Source organism: Parasedimentitalea psychrophila (assembly GCF_030285785.1).
Taxonomy (GTDB): Bacteria; Pseudomonadota; Alphaproteobacteria; order Rhodobacterales; family Rhodobacteraceae; genus Parasedimentitalea; species Parasedimentitalea psychrophila.
In genome coordinates this window covers 4,279,008-4,295,916 of the sequence record NZ_CP127247.1, presented here as the reverse complement: position 1 = coordinate 4,295,916, position 16,909 = coordinate 4,279,008, and the positions used below count along the sequence as shown (strand labels likewise).

General features: G+C 57.5%; 16 protein-coding genes and 1 pseudogene. 6 read left to right on the top strand and 11 right to left on the bottom strand.

Annotated elements, in window-relative coordinates; genetic code table 11:
* Nucleotide 1: 1 nt before the first annotated feature.
* The 5 genes from metA to guaA form a co-directional block, all read right to left on the bottom strand.
* Entirely contained in the window at nt 2–919 is a 918-nt protein-coding gene (gene metA, locus QPJ95_RS20745) for a homoserine O-acetyltransferase MetA (RefSeq protein WP_270918132.1), read from the bottom strand.
* A gap of 45 nt (nt 920–964) precedes the next feature.
* Entirely contained in the window at nt 965–1,840 is an 876-nt protein-coding gene (locus tag QPJ95_RS20740) for an ATPase (RefSeq protein WP_270918133.1), read from the bottom strand.
* A gap of 148 nt (nt 1,841–1,988) precedes the next feature.
* Nucleotides 1,989–3,095, bottom strand: a complete 1,107-nt coding sequence (locus QPJ95_RS20735) for an OmpP1/FadL family transporter (RefSeq protein WP_270918134.1) — start codon at nt 3,093–3,095, stop codon at nt 1,989–1,991.
* Between the two features lie 117 nt (nt 3,096–3,212).
* Nucleotides 3,213–4,112 (bottom strand): DMT family transporter, encoded by a 900-nt coding sequence (locus QPJ95_RS20730; protein ID WP_270918135.1) that lies wholly within the window; start codon nt 4,110–4,112, stop codon nt 3,213–3,215.
* Nucleotides 4,113–4,254: 142 nt separating this feature from the next.
* Complete coding sequence (gene guaA, locus QPJ95_RS20725) at nt 4,255–5,823, bottom strand: glutamine-hydrolyzing GMP synthase (RefSeq protein WP_270918136.1); 1,569 nt, start codon at nt 5,821–5,823, stop codon at nt 4,255–4,257.
* Between the two features lie 279 nt (nt 5,824–6,102).
* Here guaA and QPJ95_RS20720 point away from each other — a divergent pair, with 279 nt between their 5' ends.
* Nucleotides 6,103–7,647, top strand: coding sequence for a trimethylamine methyltransferase family protein (locus tag QPJ95_RS20720; RefSeq protein WP_270918137.1), 1,545 nt, complete (start codon nt 6,103–6,105; stop codon nt 7,645–7,647).
* Between the two features lie 9 nt (nt 7,648–7,656).
* Here the strand turns inward: QPJ95_RS20720 and QPJ95_RS20715 are convergent, their stop codons facing one another.
* Nucleotides 7,657–8,013, bottom strand: coding sequence for a DUF6477 family protein (locus QPJ95_RS20715; RefSeq protein ID WP_270918138.1), 357 nt, complete (start codon nt 8,011–8,013; stop codon nt 7,657–7,659).
* A 236-nt stretch (nt 8,014–8,249) separates the two neighbouring features.
* On the opposite strand from QPJ95_RS20715, the gene QPJ95_RS20710 reads away from it, so the two are divergent.
* The gene (locus QPJ95_RS20710) at nt 8,250–9,440 is read left to right on the top strand and encodes a DUF6456 domain-containing protein (protein WP_270918139.1); all 1,191 of its coding nucleotides are present in this window, start codon (nt 8,250–8,252) and stop codon (nt 9,438–9,440) included.
* A gap of 19 nt (nt 9,441–9,459) precedes the next feature.
* Here the strand turns inward: QPJ95_RS20710 and QPJ95_RS20705 are convergent, their stop codons facing one another.
* Nucleotides 9,460–9,996 (bottom strand): peroxiredoxin, encoded by a 537-nt coding sequence (locus tag QPJ95_RS20705; RefSeq protein ID WP_270918140.1) that lies wholly within the window; start codon nt 9,994–9,996, stop codon nt 9,460–9,462.
* A gap of 221 nt (nt 9,997–10,217) precedes the next feature.
* Here QPJ95_RS20705 and lipA point away from each other — a divergent pair, with 221 nt between their 5' ends.
* Complete coding sequence (lipA, locus tag QPJ95_RS20700) at nt 10,218–11,171, top strand: lipoyl synthase (RefSeq protein WP_270918141.1); 954 nt, start codon at nt 10,218–10,220, stop codon at nt 11,169–11,171.
* 97 nt (nt 11,172–11,268) lie between these two features.
* On the opposite strand, the gene hpt is transcribed toward lipA, so the two are convergent.
* Nucleotides 11,269–11,817: a hypoxanthine phosphoribosyltransferase gene (gene hpt, locus QPJ95_RS20695; RefSeq protein ID WP_270918142.1), complete on the bottom strand. Its 549-nt coding sequence runs from the start codon at nt 11,815–11,817 to the stop codon at nt 11,269–11,271.
* 72 nt (nt 11,818–11,889) lie between these two features.
* Between hpt and QPJ95_RS20690 the strand changes: the two genes are divergently transcribed.
* Nucleotides 11,890–12,333 carry a type II toxin-antitoxin system RatA family toxin gene (locus QPJ95_RS20690; RefSeq protein WP_270918143.1) on the top strand — a complete coding sequence of 148 codons (444 nt, stop codon included), beginning with the start codon at nt 11,890–11,892 and terminating at the stop codon, nt 12,331–12,333.
* Between the two features lie 192 nt (nt 12,334–12,525).
* Here QPJ95_RS20690 and QPJ95_RS20685 read toward each other — a convergent pair whose 3' ends face one another.
* The 3 genes and pseudogenes from QPJ95_RS20685 to QPJ95_RS20675 form a co-directional block, all read right to left on the bottom strand.
* The gene (locus tag QPJ95_RS20685) at nt 12,526–13,023 is read right to left on the bottom strand and encodes a CinA family protein (RefSeq protein ID WP_270918144.1); all 498 of its coding nucleotides are present in this window, start codon (nt 13,021–13,023) and stop codon (nt 12,526–12,528) included.
* Nucleotides 13,020–13,532, bottom strand: a complete 513-nt coding sequence (locus tag QPJ95_RS20680; protein ID WP_270918145.1) for a phosphatidylglycerophosphatase A family protein — start codon at nt 13,530–13,532, stop codon at nt 13,020–13,022. The genes QPJ95_RS20685 and QPJ95_RS20680 overlap by 4 nt, the downstream gene beginning before the upstream one ends.
* Nucleotides 13,529–14,665 (bottom strand): annotated as a pseudogene (locus QPJ95_RS20675) (bifunctional 2-C-methyl-D-erythritol 4-phosphate cytidylyltransferase/2-C-methyl-D-erythritol 2,4-cyclodiphosphate synthase). The gene QPJ95_RS20680 and the pseudogene QPJ95_RS20675 overlap by 4 nt, the downstream one beginning before the upstream one ends.
* 180 nt (nt 14,666–14,845) lie before the next feature.
* On the opposite strand from QPJ95_RS20675, the gene dusB reads away from it, so the two are divergent.
* Nucleotides 14,846–15,832 (top strand): tRNA dihydrouridine synthase DusB, encoded by a 987-nt coding sequence (gene dusB, locus QPJ95_RS20670; protein WP_270918146.1) that lies wholly within the window; start codon nt 14,846–14,848, stop codon nt 15,830–15,832.
* Nucleotides 15,829–16,905, top strand: a complete 1,077-nt coding sequence (locus tag QPJ95_RS20665; protein WP_270918147.1) for a two-component system sensor histidine kinase NtrB — start codon at nt 15,829–15,831, stop codon at nt 16,903–16,905. Before dusB ends, QPJ95_RS20665 begins: the two co-directional genes overlap by 4 nt.
* Nucleotides 16,906–16,909 lie beyond the last annotated feature (4 nt).

The following is a 16,909-nucleotide window of genomic DNA, read 5'->3' as shown; positions in this document are numbered from 1 at the left end:
CCTAACGGCCGATATCGGCCCTGTCATAGGGGGTGGTCTGATAGATTTCGTTGATCCAGTTGCCATAGAGCAGATGCGCCTGACTGCGCCAGCGATTCAGCGGTTTTTGGCTGGGGTCGTTCTCTGGATAGTAGTTATCTGGCACATTGATCGGCGTGCCTTCGGCCACGTCACGGTCGTATTCTTGTTTCAGGCTGTCACTGTCATATTCAAAGTGGTTGAAGATATACAGCGCCCGGTGCGCCGGGTCTTCGATCAGGCAGGGGCCAACTTCGGGGCTGCCCAGCAGGGTTTGCAGGCCAGGGTGCTGATCAACCTCATGCTGGCGCATTTCGGTCCAGCGCGACACGGGGATCACAAAATCATCGGAAAAACCGCGCAGGTAGGGAGAGGTTGGCACCAGGTTTTGCTGCCGGAAACAGCCAAAGGCCTTGTGCGGCAGACTGTGTTTCTTAATGCCGTGGAAATGATTGATCATCGCCATGCCGCCCCAGCAGACGCCAAAGGTGGAATGCACATTGGTCTGGGTCCACTCGAACACCTCGCGCATTTCCTGCCAATAGGTGACATCGGTGAAATCCAGATGCTCGATCGGGGCGCCGGTGATGATCAGCCCGTCAAACTTCTGGTCACGCAGCTCGGAAAACGGCAGGTAGAATTCCGCCATATGTTCGGCCGCTGTGTTGCGGGTGCGGTGCTCGCTCATCCGGATCAGGGTCAGATCAATCTGCAGCGGCGTCGCGCCAATCAGCCGGGCAAACTGGTTCTCGGTCTGGATCTTCTTGGGCATCAGGTTGAGCAGCGCGATGCGCAGGGGCCGGATATCCTGACGCGCCGCCTGATCCGGTGACATCACCATCACACCTTCGTTCGTCAGAACGTCATAGGCGGGCAGGTCAGACGGAATTTTGATAGGCATATCAGGGTCTCGCGGGCTGGATCAGGGAAGTTGCAGATAAGGGTTTTAAGGGCGGGTCTCAAGGGCTGCGTCAATTGCGCCGGCGATCAGATCGGTGAACCGGTCCTGATCTGTGGCTGCGGCGACTTGATCGGCGGTGACGGTGACGCCCCAGTTTCTCGCCATCGCCGCATAGCGTGGCTGCCGGTGGGCCAGCGCCTGAGCATAGGTCCAGCGGATGAAGGCATCAGGATTAACATCACCGGCTTCGATATTGTTTTCGCACAGATATTCATCCCAGACGCGACTCAGGAATTGCGGCTGATAGGACATTGGCTTGGGGGCGCGGTCAAAGCGGCGCACCAGTTCTTCTGAATGGGCGTCATCGCCCTTGATCCAGACCATTAGCGCCCGGCTGGACAGTTCCGACAGCACCGGATCCTTGGGGTCATCGGCATCCACCCATTCGCAGATTGACCCACCTGTGTCACAGATGAAGTTATCATAGCCATAGAGGCGCTGTGCGCGGTCGGCGAAATATTCGGTGTCGAGCAGGGCGTGGATCTCGGCCAGACGGAACTGTTCCTGACGACGACGATACTCCTCTATCGGCAGGCCGCCCTGGGACAGCGCACCGGGTTTGCCCAGATAGCTGGCCACCGGGGTCAGGTTCTCAAAGCTGATGTTTGAGCCGATATAGATCGAATCCGACAGCAGAAGATCGCGCAGGAACGGCACTTTCATCGCCTCGGCCTTGGCGTTGTCGGCGATGTATTCGCCCATGTAGCGGGTGCCGATGCGGTAATCGATGGAGTAGTGGAACCACTGGCCGCCGTCGCGCAGCATATTGCTGACATGGGTTTTTCCCAGCCCGGACATGCCAAAGAACAGCACCCGTTTGTGCGGCGCATCGCGCCAGTCCTGTGCGGAAGAATAAAGCATGGTGGCTGTGGTCCCTGTGGTGTCCCGCCTTGCTAGCCAGTGAGGAGCGCAGGGTCAATCATCGGCTTGGGAGTTGTCGGGTTGGGCACAAAAAAACGCCCCGCGAAAAGTCGCGAGGCGTGGTGGTATGGTGTGGTCGGTGTGGCTTTTAGAAGCTGTAGCCCAAGCGAAGGCCGACAGCGATGGCGCTGCTGTCTTCAAACAAAATGGGACCAGCGTCCGAATTTACATATTGATCGCCTGGAACAACGTAGCGAACGCCACCGGAAATCGACAGTTTGTCAGTTGCCTGGTAGGTGCCGCCGAGGCCAATGCTGGTTGATCCAGTTGTCGGTGCCAAAGCTGTTGTGCTGGGACGGGTTCCGGGTTCTTCGAAGCCAAGAGAAACCGCCAAGGACAGCTTGTCGGTGATTTGGCGCCCGATACCTATTTCGTAGGTAATGGTGTCATCATCGAAATTCACCCATTCGATGTCTCCAGCTGCGCCTGGGGTGACTAGGCTGAAGCCTCCCCATCCGACCCAACGGACCGAGCCAAATAGTAAGGTGTCTTTTGCAATCCCAGTCTGAAAGTCAAGGTTGACGCTTTCAGGGAACTCAAGATCAAAAATTGGATTGGTTGAGATGTATGCAGGGGCGGGGGACACCAGTTGTTCTTGAGAGGACGAAAAACCGGCAGTAATTGCAGAGGAGTAAGTTAAAGCAACGCGTAGAGCAATATCAGGTTTTTCATAGGCAACCCCAATGACGCCGCCAAAATCGTAGTCGCTGCTGGCGTTGAGTTTTCCGTCACCGGAATTGATTGTCCCATCAACTGTCAAAGCGCGGAAACCGCCGTGGACACTAAAACCGCCATCAAAGTTATATTGCAGAAGGCCTGTAATCGCATGGCTGTCGATCTCTGCCATAGCATTATAAGGCAAAGGGCCGGCCGATGAAAAAGGACCATCTGCATACAGAACATGCGCCCCAAATGGCTGGTCGATGATGATGGCGGCATCCAGGCGGTCTGTCAGCTTTTGCTTATAGCCAAAACTGCCGTAACTGTAGGACTGCGCCACATTATTCGACGCAAAAGGAAAACCGGCAGGTGGGCTACCGTTCACGTCAGGTGATACGTGGCTGTATGACATCTGCACATAGGTGCCATCCTCGAACAGGATGTTCACACCCTGTCCCGAACGGTCGATGCCACCGGCGGACGCAGCGCCGGAAATCAGCGCCAGCGCAGCTGACGTTGCAAGATAGTTTTTCATTGTCTCTCCCCTCAGGCCGAAGCCTGGCATTTTTTCTTATTCTGAAGCGAAGCTAATCAATATCAAATTGTCAGATCAATGATTACGGCGCGGAACCCTAGTCTGACTGTTGAAATTTCAGCGTGCCGTACAGGTCGCGCGCGCCTGTTTGGGCTGCTTAGCATCCATTATATTCATATAGTTAGCGGCGAATATGACAATTGCGCCACAGAATACCCAAATATCCAGTGGCTCGTTGTAAAGCAGCATGCCCAACACCGCGATCAGCGGCAGGCGGGTGAAATCAATCGGCACAACCACTGTCGCCGGGGCGACCGCAAGGGCGTTGGTGAGGCAGAAATGCGCGGTCAATCCCGCCAAGCCGATCAGGATCAACCAGGGTAGGGTTGTCAGGTCGGGCAGGGTAATGTCACCGTCATATCCAGCGGCCAGAAACCCCATCACCAGTTGCATGGTGGTCAGCCACAACAGGATGGATCCGGTGCTTTCAACCCGCGTCAGTCGTTTGGTAAATATGTTGGTCAAAGCAAAGAAAACAGCCGAGGCGGCGGCGGTGAGGACGCCGATATTCATCGTTTCCGGGCTTGGCCGGGCGACAATCAGGATGCCGATAAACCCGCCAAGTGCCGCCAGACTGCGGGTGCGGGTCAGCCGCTCGCCCAACAAAAACGGCGATATCAGGATGACCCAAAGCGGAGAGGTGAATTCCAGCGCAAACACCTGCGCCAGCGGGATTGCGGTGACGGCAAAAAACCACAGGTTCTGGCCGGTGAAATGGGCCGCATTGCGGATCAGATGGCTGCCCAGCCGCTGCCGCGAGACCTGATGCCACTGTCCGGTTGCGGTGAGCACAATCGCCACAACACACACTCCAACCACGCTGCGATACAACATGATTTCAAATGTATCGAGGGCAAAGCTCACTTCACGCCCGGCGATGGCCATGGCTGAAAATGAGGTGATTGCGCCAATCATCCACAGCGCTGCACGTCCGATCTGAACGGGTTGGTCTGACATATTCTTTCCTTGCCTGTGCGTGGCCGAGAAGGCGTCAAATTTTCGCTGCCGTCAAGCCGCCAGAAAGGCCGGGCCTGAGGCTGGAAATGCAACACCCCGCGACCAGAGATCGCGGGGTGTTGACGGCAAGGTCACAGAGGGATCATTCCCATTCGATGGTGCCCGGAGGCTTTGATGTGATATCATAGGTTACCCGGTTGATACCCTTGATTTCATTGATGATCCGCGTCGCGGTCTCGCCCAGAAATTCATGGGTGAACGGATAATAATCGGCGGTCATACCATCCACCGATGTCACCGCGCGCAGGGCGCAGGCAAAATCATAGGTGCGGCCATCGCCCATCACGCCGACGGTGCGCACCGGCAGGATGGCAACAAAGGCCTGCCAGATCTCGTCGTAGAGCCCATGTTTACGAATCTGGTCGATATAGACCGCATCCGCCTGGCGCAGGATCTCCAGCTTTTCGCGGGTGATCTCGCCGGGGCAGCGAATGGCCAGGCCGGGGCCGGGGAAGGGGTGACGGCCGATAAAGCTGGCGGGCAGACCCAGTTCACGGCCCAATGCGCGCACCTCGTCCTTGAACAATTCGCGCAGGGGTTCGACCAGTTTCAGCCCCATTTTTTCTGGCAACCCACCGACGTTGTGGTGCGATTTGATGGTCACCGAAGGCCCGCCGGAGAAGCTGACCGATTCGATCACATCCGGGTACAGGGTGCCCTGGGCCAGGAATTCAGCACCGTCGATGGAATTGGCGTGTTTCTGGAATACGTCGATGAACAAGCGACCGATGATCTTGCGCTTGGTCTCGGGGTCGGACTGGCCGTCCAGCTCGCCCAGGAACAATTCCTGCTCGTCGGCGTGGATGAACTGCATGTTGTAATTGTCGCGGAACATGGTGACGACTTCGGCAGCCTCGTTCTTGCGCAGCAGGCCGTGATCGACAAAGACGCAGGTGAGCTGATCGCCGATCGCCTCGTGTAGCAACACGGCTGTGACCGAGCTGTCGACGCCGCCGGACAGGCCACAGATGACTTTCTTGTCGCCAACCTGAGCGCGGATCGCCGCAATGGCCTGTTCGCGGTACAGGCCCATGGTCCAGTCGCCGGTAAAGCCAGCAAGGCGGACAAAGTTTTCGTATAGTTTGGCCCCGTTGGGTGTGTGGTGCACCTCGGGGTGGAACTGGACCGCATAGAAATTGCGCGAGATATCTGCCGTGATGGCGTAAGGCGCGTTGGGAGAGGTGCCGTAGACCTCAAACCCCGGTGCGATCTCACTGACATGGTCGCCGTGGCTCATCCAGACCTGTTCGCGGTCGGCGTCATCGGCAAACCAGCCGTCGAGCAGTGGCAGCGATTTGATGCAGGGAGTCACATAGGCGCGGCCAAATTCGGCGGTGCCGTGGCCGCTATCAACCTGGCCGCCCAATTGCTGCATCATCATCTGCTGACCATAGCAGATGCCCAGAATGGGCACGCCGTAGTCAAAGATCTCTTGCGGCACCCTCGGGCTGCCCTCGCGGGTCACACTGTCGGGCCCGCCCGAGAAGATCACGGCCTTGGGCGCCATATCGCGCACAAAATCCATCGTGATGTTCTGATAGGGGTGAATTTCGCAATAGACGTTCAGCTCTCGCAGGCGGCGCGCAATTAGCTGCGTAACCTGGCTGCCGAAGTCGATGATGAGAAGGCGGTCATGGGATGTCTGGCTCATGCTGGCGCCATAGGCCAGACCAAGAGGTTTCGCAAGGGAAATTACACAAACGGCGGTGGTGTTTTGCGGTATCGGGACACCAAAGGCGGGCTGGCTGCCCGCTCTGGCCTTGCGGGCCATCCCCCCAGGGTAATTTTTTGAAGAGATGAAATAAGTCGGGCGGACGGGTCGGCCCGAGGGAATGTCGCTTTTCAACTTGAATGGCCGTTATCCTTCGACGGCACCCGCCATTGCTGGGGTAGGTAAAGATAACAATACGTATGCTAAAGAGGACAGAATATGGCCGAAGAAACTCCACGTCGACGCGGCCGTTCAGGGGGTGGGGCATCGCGCCGCGCTGAACGGACCGCTGTTAAAATTGAAACGGCCAAATACATCGAGCGCAATATCCCGAATTTCGAGGTGTTGAGCGAAGAGGCTTTGGTGGTGATTGAGACCAATGCCGAAACGGTGCTGGCTGAAATTGGTGTCAATTTCGTCGACAATCCGGCGGCGCTGCAGCGGTGGCGTGATGCCGGTGCTGAGGTCGAGGGCGAACGGGTGCGGATCCCGCGCGGCCTGGCCAAGAAACTGATCGCCACGGCGCCGTCCGAGTTTACCCAGCATGCCCGCAATCCTGAGAAATCAGTTGTCATCGGCGGCAAGAACCTGGTTTGCGCCCCGGTCTACGGACCGCCGTTTGTGCGGGACGTCGAAGGCGGCCGCCGCTATGCCACCATAGCCGATTTCGAGAAGTTCGTGAAGCTCGCCTATATGTCGAAGTGGCTGCATCACTCTGGTGGTACGGTTTGTGAGCCAACGGATATTCCGGTGAACAAGCGGCATCTGGATATGTTGCTGGCCCATATGACACTGTCGGACAAGCCGTTCATGGGCTCGGTGACCGATCCCAGCCGGGCGCGGGACAGTGTTGAAATGTGCGAGATCCTGTTCGGCAAGGAGTTTGTGCAGAACAACACCGTAATGACCTCGCTGATCAACATCAACTCGCCGATGACCTTTGACGATGTGATGATGGGAGCGCTGGAGGTTTACGCAAAGAACAACCAAGCATGCATCATTTCGCCGTTCATTGTCGGCGGTGCTATGGCGCCGGTTTCGGTGGCTGGGACCTTGACCCAGGTGCTGGCCGAAGTAATGGCAGGCATCGCCTATAGCCAGTTGATCCGTCCCGGCGCACCGGTGATTTTTGGAGCTTTTGTCAGCTCGATCGATATGAATTCCGGGGCACCGACATTTGGCACCCCCGAGGCCTCACTGGTGACCTATGGGGCCGGCCAGCTGGCGCGCCGACTGGGTCTGCCATTCCGCTCATCCGGGTCGTTCTGTGGCTCAAAGCTTCCCGATGCGCAGGCGGCTTATGAAACCGCCAACAGCCTGAATATGGGGCTGATGTCCGGCGTCAACTTTATGCTGCATTCTTGTGGCTGGCTGGAAGGCGGGCTGGTGGCGTCGTTCGAGAAATTTGTGATGGATGCCGACCAGTTGGGCACATTGCATGGGCTGGCCAAGGGCGTGCCGATGGAGGAAGAAGATCAGGCCATGGACGCGATCCGTGAAGTTGGGCCGGGGGGGCATTATCTTGGTTGTGCCCATACGCAGGCCAATTTCAAGACCGCATTCTGGAAATCCGAGGTCTTTGACTACAAGCCCTTTGAGACCTGGGATGAGGAGGGCGCGCGCGACACCACCGCGCTGGCCAGCGATCGGGTGGCCCATCTGATCGCGAATTATAAAGCCCCCAGTATGGATCCGGAAATCTATGCGGCATTGGTGGCCTATGTGGCGGACAAGAAAGCCACGATGTCTGACGCCTTTGCATAACTCCGGGTGTCAGCAACCGGCTTTTTGAAATGAAACAGGGCGGCTGCCGGTATCGGTGGCCGCCGCATTTTTGGGGCGCTGTTGTTGGTTGTCTGACAGTAGCTGCGACTCGCCCATCATCGCGATCAGCACCTCTACGTGGCGGGTCAGCGGGTAGCCGGGTTCATTGTCGAGGCGCCTTTGGTTTAGGTGTTGCTCCTGTTCGATCAATTGCATCACCGCCGAAGCTGGCCTGGGCAATCCGCCATATCCCAAAAGCCGTGGCAGATGGCGGGTTCGGCTATAGTCGCGAGCCCCGATGCGGGCTGCGCGGATCAAAAGCCGTGGGCGATGCAGAGACGATAGCCGTGCAATCAGATCCAACATTTCCGGTCCTTTCTGTGTGCGAGTTATCCACAGTATCTCACAACTTTGCCGGGTGTTGCTGCGATGCAGTACCTGCGAGCGGTGCCTTTATTATTGATTACCAAATGGAAACAATGATGGCAGAAATGAATGATTGTTGAAATGAGGGATAAGCAGGTCACCGGCGCCGTGTGGGTAAATATGGGGATAAACGGTGGATGATTTGACCTGACTGCCTGCTGTTGGGATATCAGAGAATGCAAAAACAGCCAGTTTCACCCTTGCCGAATTGGGTGCCTGAAGAAGCCAGCCGCTATCTGGACCATACCGAAGCCGGACAATCGATCCGGCAATTGGCACGCGCGGCCGGCTGCCACCCCTCGACTGTGTTGCGTCAGGTGCGTCGGATCGAAACGCGGCGGGATGATCCGCTGGTTGACGGCGCATTGCAAAACCTTGCCGCCCGTCACTATGGATCGACGGAGGCGGAGGCGGAGGCGGCGGCGGCGGCGGGGCGTCAGCTGTTTGACGCTCCGGAGGGGGGGGCGGCCACATTTGAGCAGGAGCTTTGCCGGGTTTTGCGGGGGCTGTGCCATAGCGGCGCGGTGCTGGCGCTGGCCGAAGGCATGGACAAGGCGGTTGTCGTCCGCGAAGCAGGGGCAGAGGCTGCTCAGAAAACAGTCGTCGACCGTCATATCGCCGAAGCGCTGGCGTTGTGCGACTGGATTAGCTGCGCCTGCCCGGGGCGGCTGAGCCGATATCACATCACGGCCTCTGGGCGCTCTGCGTTGAGCGTCATGATGGCGGCGGCTGAAAACCGAGCGCAGATACTGGCGGATGGGTTTGGCGAGGCAGGTCAGCCTTTTGCGGCGCAGGGGCAGCATGACAAGGTCAATTCAAAGAGACCCCGGCGGGTCAGATATGGGCTGGCGGAAAGCCCCCTGGACACTTTGGCGCGGCTACATGACCGCGATGGAAAACCCTTTCTGACCGCCGATCTGGTGGCGGCTGGCGAGCGCCTGCGGGAGGATTTTGAGCTGGCGCAAATCGGGGATCATTTAGCACTTGGTCAAAACCAATTTAGCACGGAACATTGTGGTGCATCGCAAATGACCAACCCTGTAGAGGCAGCCAAGAGGCGTGCCGCTGGGGCGCTCAACCATCTGGGGGCAGGGCTGAGCGACATTGCGCTTCGATGTTGTTGTCATCTGTTGGGGCTGGAGGCTGCGGAGCGCCAATTGGGCTGGTCTGCACGCTCGGGCAAGGTGGTTTTGCGGATCGCATTGCAGCAACTGAAGGCCCATTACGATGGGCTGTCCGGGTCAGACAACCTGATCGCTGGCCTGATCGCGGGCCTGCCTAGGGTCCGATCTCCGGGTTTCCGGCTGCTCTTAGCAGCGACAGAAAAAGGGCCCGCCATTGGCGAGCCCGATCTAGCACCGATTTGAACCGCAGTGAGACGCAGGATTAGGCCGCGTCTTTTGTCAGATAGGTCAGAACGGTTTCCGGCGAGGAAACGCCATAGGGGTCTTCACCGTGGTTGTCTGCCAGTCCGGGCTCTTCGAACCAGGCCTCAACCACACCGTTATTAACAACCGCAGCGTAGCGCCAGGAGCGGTTGCCAAACCCGAGGTTTTCCTTGGCGACCAGCATGCCCATCTTACGGGTGAATTCACCGGACCCATCAGGAATGACGCTGACGTTCTGAAGCTTTTGCGACTCGGCCCATTTGTTCATCACAAAGCTGTCGTTCACCGACATGCAGTAGATCGCGTCGATTCCCTTTGCGGCAAAATCGGCAAATCCGTTTTCAAAGCCAGGCAGCTGGTAGGTTGAACAGGTCGGAGTGAAGGCACCGGGCAACGAGAACAGGACCACGCGCTTGCCGCTGAAAAAGTCTGCGGTTGTCTTGTCTTCCCAGCGGAACGGGTTTGGTCCACCGACGGCCTCGTCACGCACGCGAGTGTTGAAAGTCACGTCGGGTAGTTTTACGCCAGCTTGCATTTGCAGGTTTCCTGATTTCTTGAGAATGGTTCCGGCGCGAGACTTAAAATGATTCTAAAGTCGCCGCAATAAAAGAGTCTGGCTGTGATCAACAAGCCTTGGTGAGAATTTCACATTTGTCGGCATGTGTGCGGCACAATACAGCATTGCATTCTGGATCATTTCGATGCCATTGATCTGTGCTAGAAACGGTCAAGACAGTTGCCACAAAGGACATCCGCGTGAGAGATCTTAAAATTCCCGAACAGCGTCATCCTGAAAAGGCCCGGCGTCCGGACAATGCCCAGCCCAAAAAGCCAAGCTGGATTCGGGTGCGAGCACCCGGTGGCAAGGCCTATGCTGAAACCCATAAAATCATGCGTGACAATGGCTTGGTAACGGTATGTGAAGAAGCCGGCTGTCCGAACGTCGGCGAATGCTGGTCTCAGGGACATGCCACCATGATGATCATGGGCGAGGTCTGCACCCGTGCCTGCACCTTCTGTAATATTGCCACAGGCAAACCGCCCGAGGATCTGGACGCCTTTGAACCCGGCCGGGTGGCGCATGCTGTCGAGAAACTGGGGCTGAACCACGTGGTGATCACCTCGGTGGACCGCGATGACATCACCGACGGTGGGGCCGATCATTTTGCCCAGACAATTCGGGCGATCCGCCACCGCAGCCCAAAGACCACAATTGAGATTCTGACGCCGGATTTCATCAAATGTGACCCTGCGGTGCTGGAAGTGGTGGTCGAGGCACGCCCGGATGTGTTCAATCACAATCTGGAAACCGTGCCGGGCCTGTACCCCGAAGTTCGCCCCGGTGCCCGCTATTTCCATTCGCTTCGTCTTTTGCAGCGGGTCAAAGAGTTGGATCCGTCGATGTTTACCAAATCTGGTATCATGGTTGGACTGGGCGAGAACACCCAATCGGTGCGCCAGGTGATGGACGATATGCGTATGGCGGATATCGATTTTCTGACCATTGGCCAGTATTTGCAGCCGACACCCAAACACCATGCTGTGGACCGGTTTGTCACCCCAGAGGAGTTTGCTGCCTATGAGAAGGCGGCCTTTGGCAAGGGGTTCCTTATGGTTTCTTCGACGCCATTGACCCGGTCATCATATCACGCCGGCGATGATTTTTCCCGCTTGCGCGACGCCCGCCAGAAGAAGCTCGGTCAAGTGTGAGTCTCCATGTCATGGCGCGGCTTTTGCCGCTGCGCCATGACGAACCGCGCCTCTAGGTGAGGCAAGAGACTGTTTGATTTTGCGATCGTATCCCGGGTTAACCGGGCTCGTCGGTGAAGCGCACGGTTCCGATATATGGCAGATTTCGATTTCGTTGCGCATAGTCAATTCCGTAGCCAACAACAAATTCGTCCGGGATTTCAAATCCGATCCAATCCGAGCGGAAATCCACTTCGCGCCGACTTGGCTTGTCCAGCAGTGCAATTGATTTCAGCCGCTTCGGACTGCGACTAAGCAGCAATTTGGTGACATGGTTCAATGTGTGGCCGGTATCAACGATATCCTCGACAACCAACACATCCCGGCCTTCAATGGCGCCGCGTAAATCCTTGAGGATACGAACTTCACGGCTGCTTTCCATGGCGTCTCCGTAAGAAGAGGCTTCGAGGAAATCAACCTCGATCGGTAGATCCAATTCCCGCACCAGATCGGCGATGAATACAAAAGATCCCCGCAGCAATCCGACCACAATCAGTTTGTCGGTGCCGACAAATTCAGTAGTGATTTCGCTGCACAGATCCTCGATCCGGGCTGCGATGGTTTTGGCACTGATCATAACATCAATGACATATGGCCGCTGTGACATAGTTGACCTCTTGAATTTTTCGCTTTTGTAGGACAATACGCGCCATGAATACAGTAGGAAACTCCAAACCTTATGCCGTCACATTCTGAAATACGTCACCTGCCATTCACCGCGCAACAGATGTACGATCTGGTGGCCGACGTCGCCCATTATCCAGAATTTCTGCCGTGGTGTTCTGCGGCCCGTATTCGCGGCAGCAGCCAACGGGATGACGCGGTGATCATGGAGGCGGATTTGGTGATTTCCTTCAAAGTGTTCCGCGAGCGATTTGGCAGCCGGGTCACACTATACCCGAAGGATCAAAAAATCGTTACCGAGTATCTGGATGGACCGTTCCGGTATCTGAGTTCAACATGGTCATTTGCAGCGGCAGAGGGCGGCTGCGAAGTCTCGTTCTATGTCGATTTCGAGTTCAAGAATGCGATTTTGCAGGGCATCATCGGCGTTGTTTTCAATGAGGCGATGCAACGCATCGTGAGAGCATTTGAACGGCGTGCCAGTGAGCTATACGGCTAGGGTGCTGATCCCGGGCCAGAGCTTTGCGCAAGGATAATGTTCGGCAGGCGACGAGGTTGGCGGTGGCTTTGCATTTTTAGGGCTTTGCATCTGATGGGGTTCACACATCAAATTTTGCGTCTATCTTTGAGGTAATGCAGAGAGTGCTGCATTTTATCGGTGATGATTGGCCTAACGAGGTGGATTGTCAGGCTATTTTTGCAAATTGCGCCGAATGGAGACGACGGCCTGCTGCAAAAGATCCAGCGCATGATCCCGAGCAGCGTTGCGCAGGTTTTCGCGTCCAAGCGCGCCAAACTCTACCGTTTCTGATCTGTCCGGTTGACCGGCTATGGCAAGGCCAAAACAAACCCGGCCTTCGGGTTTGTGGTCGGATCCTCCGGGGCCGGCAATTCCGGTGATTGATACCGCAAGATTGGCGCCGGACTTGCCAAGGGCGCCGCGCGCCATTTCTTCAGCGACCTGCTGACTAACGGCCCCGTAGGTGGAAAGGCTTGCCTCGGACACGCCGAGCATCTCAACCTTGGCCGCGTTGGAATAAGTGACAAAGCCGCGATCAAACACCGCAGACGCCCCCGGACTCTCTGTCAAAGCGGCGGCCAGCAATCCGCCGGTGCAGCTTTCAGCGACGGCAATTGTCACCCCGGCAGACTGCGCCGTGGCGATGAACTCCGGAAGGTCCAGGGTCATAGCCCAAACATCGGCTGCAGGAGACCGTGCCAAAAACCTGCCAAAAGCACCACGCCAATGGCGGCAAACAGGCCGGCAATCACATCATCCAGCATCACCCCCAGCGCGTCACCGCGGCGATCGGCGCGTCCGATCGGCCCTGGCTTGGTGATGTCGAACAGGCGAAACAGCGCAAAGGCCGCGATCCAACCGGGCCACATGGCAAGAATATCAATGCCATGCATCCAGGAGGCATAGCTGAGAGGCAGCAGCGCAATGAACTGGCCCGCCACTTCATCAATGACAATTTCCGAGGGATCGTGGTCCTCGGACCCCTCGGTCATCTCTTTGGTGGCCCAGATACCTTTGACAAAGGTGCCGACAACCGCCAGCGCCAAAAGCGGCATCCCACCCAATGTGTGAAAGCCCCAGGCCAAGGGCAGAGCGGCCAAAGATCCCCAAGTTCCGGGGGCAGGGCGCAGGTAGCCGATGCCACCAACAGTGGCTGTTAATTGTGCTAGTCTGTTCATATCTTCACCAATGCGGCAGTAGCCAATGCGGCGATGCCTTCGCTGCGGCCTGTGAAGCCAAGTTTTTCTGAGGTTGTGGCCTTAACCGAGACACGGTCGATCTGGATCGCCAGGATGCGCGCCAGCTCTGCCCGCATTTGCTCACAATGGGGACCAATTTTGGGAAATTCGCAAACCAATGTGCAGTCGACATTGGAGATGGTAAATCCCAGATCGCGGGTCAGCTCAACGGCATGGCGCAAGAAGATCTCGCTTGCGGCACCTTTCCACTGTGGGTCCGAGGGGGGGAAGTGTTGGCCGATGTCACCGCGCGCCACGGCACCGTATAAGGCATCCGTGATCGCGTGCATCCCGACATCCGCATCAGAGTGGCCCTGTAACCCCCTGTTATGAGGGATTTCCACCCCGCATAAGGTGACCTGGTCGCCGGCGCCGAACCGGTGCACATCGTAGCCGTTTCCCAGTCTGATATCCATTTACATCCCCAAAATTCGCTCAGCCCTGGCGAAATCGCCCGCTGTGGTGATCTTTATATTGTCTGGGTCGCCCGGAATGATAGCCACGTCAAGCCCCGCAGCACGGGCGACCTCGACGTCATCGGCGGCGCCTCCGGGATGCGCCAGATGCGCGGCAAGAATTGCGCCATAGTGAAAGCCTTGCGGCGTTTGGGCGGCGAATAACCCGGTCCGGTCGCGGGTGCCGGTGACCCGCCCGTCAGCGCCGGTCCACAGGGCATCGGTCACTGCAACTGCCGGCGCCGCCGCCGGGGCGTGTTCCAGCGCTGCAATGATGCGCTCAATCAGGTGCAGGCTGATACAGGGGCGGGCCACATCATGGATCAGAACCTTGCTGACATTGTAATTTTTCAGCGCCTCTAGCCCGTTCAGAACCGATCCGGCGCGGTCCTGCCCGCCGGTAACGAGGATCAACCCCGGGATCAAAGCAAAGGAGCGCCAGATGTCATCATCGCCCAAAGGCAGCACCAGCACAATGTGATCCACATTGGACTGCCTGAAAGTGCTCAGGGTCCAATCCACCACGCGTTGCCCTTTGAGCGGCCGCCATTGTTTGGCCTGACCTGCGCCCGCCCGAAGACCCCGTCCGGCGGCGACGATGAGGGCTGCTGTGGTCATGAAAATCTCTCCGCTGGTTGGCAACTACCTATGGGGTGAAGGGCGCCGAGGCAATCATTCGCAAATTTTTGCCTAAAATTTGGGCATCTACCGCGCCTCACCACCTTGATTGGCCTGGAATGATTGTAGCATACCCACTTTGTCGGTTAATACCGCTTCATACGCACAAGGATTAGGCATTTGACCTTCGTACTCGGATCTACCTCCATGACGCCGCCAATCGCCTTGGCACCGATGGCGGGAATCACCGACCGCCCATTTCGCGATCTGGTTCGCAGCTTCGGGGTTGGGCTGATGGTCAGTGAAATGGTCGCCAGCCAAGAGATGGTGCAGGCCAAACCAGGCGTTCGCGAACGCGCTGAGTTGAGTGCGGATGTGGAGAATACGGCGGTTCAGTTGGCGGGCCGGGAGGCCTATTGGATGGCTGAGGCGGCGCGTCAGGTGGCCGATCGCGGCGCCAGGATCATTGACATCAACATGGGCTGTCCGGCGAAAAGAGTGGTGAACGGCTATTCCGGCTCGGCCTTGATGAAAACGCCAGACCATGCGCTGACGTTGATGGAAGCGGTGGTGGCCGCTGTCGACATCCCGGTGACACTGAAAACCCGGCTTGGCTGGGACGACAGCAATTTGAACGCAGCCAGTCTAGCCTGCCGGGCCCAGGATGTCGGCATTGGGATGGTGACCATCCATGGGCGAACCCGCTGCCAGTTCTATAAAGGCTCGGCCAATTGGGCGGCGATCCGCGCGGTAAAAGAGGCGGTGTCCATACCGGTGCTGGCCAATGGCGATATCATTGATACCACCACGGCGGGCGCGGCGCTGAAACAGTCTGGCGCCGATGGCGTGATGATTGGCCGCGGCGCCCAGGGCAAACCCTGGCTGCTGGCTCAGGTGGCCCATGATCTTTGGGGGGCGCAGGCCCCTGTGGTGCCTTGTGGGAGCGCGTTAATCGAAATGGTTTCAACGCATTACAGTGCGATTCTGAGCTTTTATGAGGGGCAGCTTGGGCTGCGCGTGGCGCGAAAGCATCTGGGGTGGTACATGGATGTTGTGGGCACCGAACCCGCTGCGCGCCGCGCCGTATTGACCGAGAAAAACCCGGATATGGTCCTGCGGCTGCTGGTGGATGCATTGGCGAAAACCGATCATGGGGTGGCAGCATGATATCGGGCGCTGAGCTCTGGGCCTCGCTGCCGGTGCCGGCGTTTCTGATTGATGCGGAGGACCGGATTGTCGATGTGAATGCGGCGGCAGAGGGGTTTTTGAATGCCTCGCGCAAGTCAGTTCTGGGCCAGCCGATTTGGGACCAATTGGCAATTGACGCACCGATTGAGGGGGCCTTTGCACGGGCGCGACGGGATGATACCGCCTTGTTTGTCAACGACATTGATGTCGGGTCGGGTCATCGGGCTCCGTTGCAATGTGGCGTCCAGGTGGCGCCTGTGGCGGGTCATCCGGGGCAGATGCTGTTGATGCTGTCGCCGCGGGAGCTTGCCGGGCGAATGACCCGCACCCAGTCTGCCAAATCCGCCGCACAATCGGCCATTGGCATGGCAGAAATGCTGGCCCATGAAATCAAAAACCCGCTGGCTGGAATTACCGGCGCAGCCCAATTGCTAAGCATGAGCCTACCATCGGAAGACATTGAATTAACCGATTTAATCGTCGGAGAATGCCGCCGTATCGTAAAGCTGCTGGAGCAGGTGGAGCAGTTCGGTAACCTGTCGGAGCCAGATTTTCACCCGGTCAATCTGCATGATGTTCTGGACCGCGCGCGGCGCTCGGCCAGCCTGGGATTCGGTGCCCATATGACCATCAATGAGGACTATGATCCCTCGCTGCCGATGGCCTGGGGGGACGCTGACCAATTGCTGCAAGTGGTGCTGAACCTGCTAAAGAATGCCTCGGAAGCGGCGGTGGCACATGGAACAATCACCCTCCGAACGTTCTATGAGCATTCGTTTCGATTGCGCCGCAGCGACGGTAGCGGCAAGACCCTGCCATTGCAGATTGAAATCATTGACGATGGTCCCGGACTGCCGTCGGCAATTCAGGACGATATTTTTGATCCCTTTGTATCCGGGCGGGAAAACGGCACCGGCCTGGGCCTGGCGCTGGTCAGCAAAATCATCTCAGACCACAATGGCTGGATCTCGGTGAATTCGACCCCAGGGCGGACTGTGTTCCGTTTGTCCCTGTCGCGGGTGCCACAACAGATCAAGACTAAAGGAGTTTAGACAT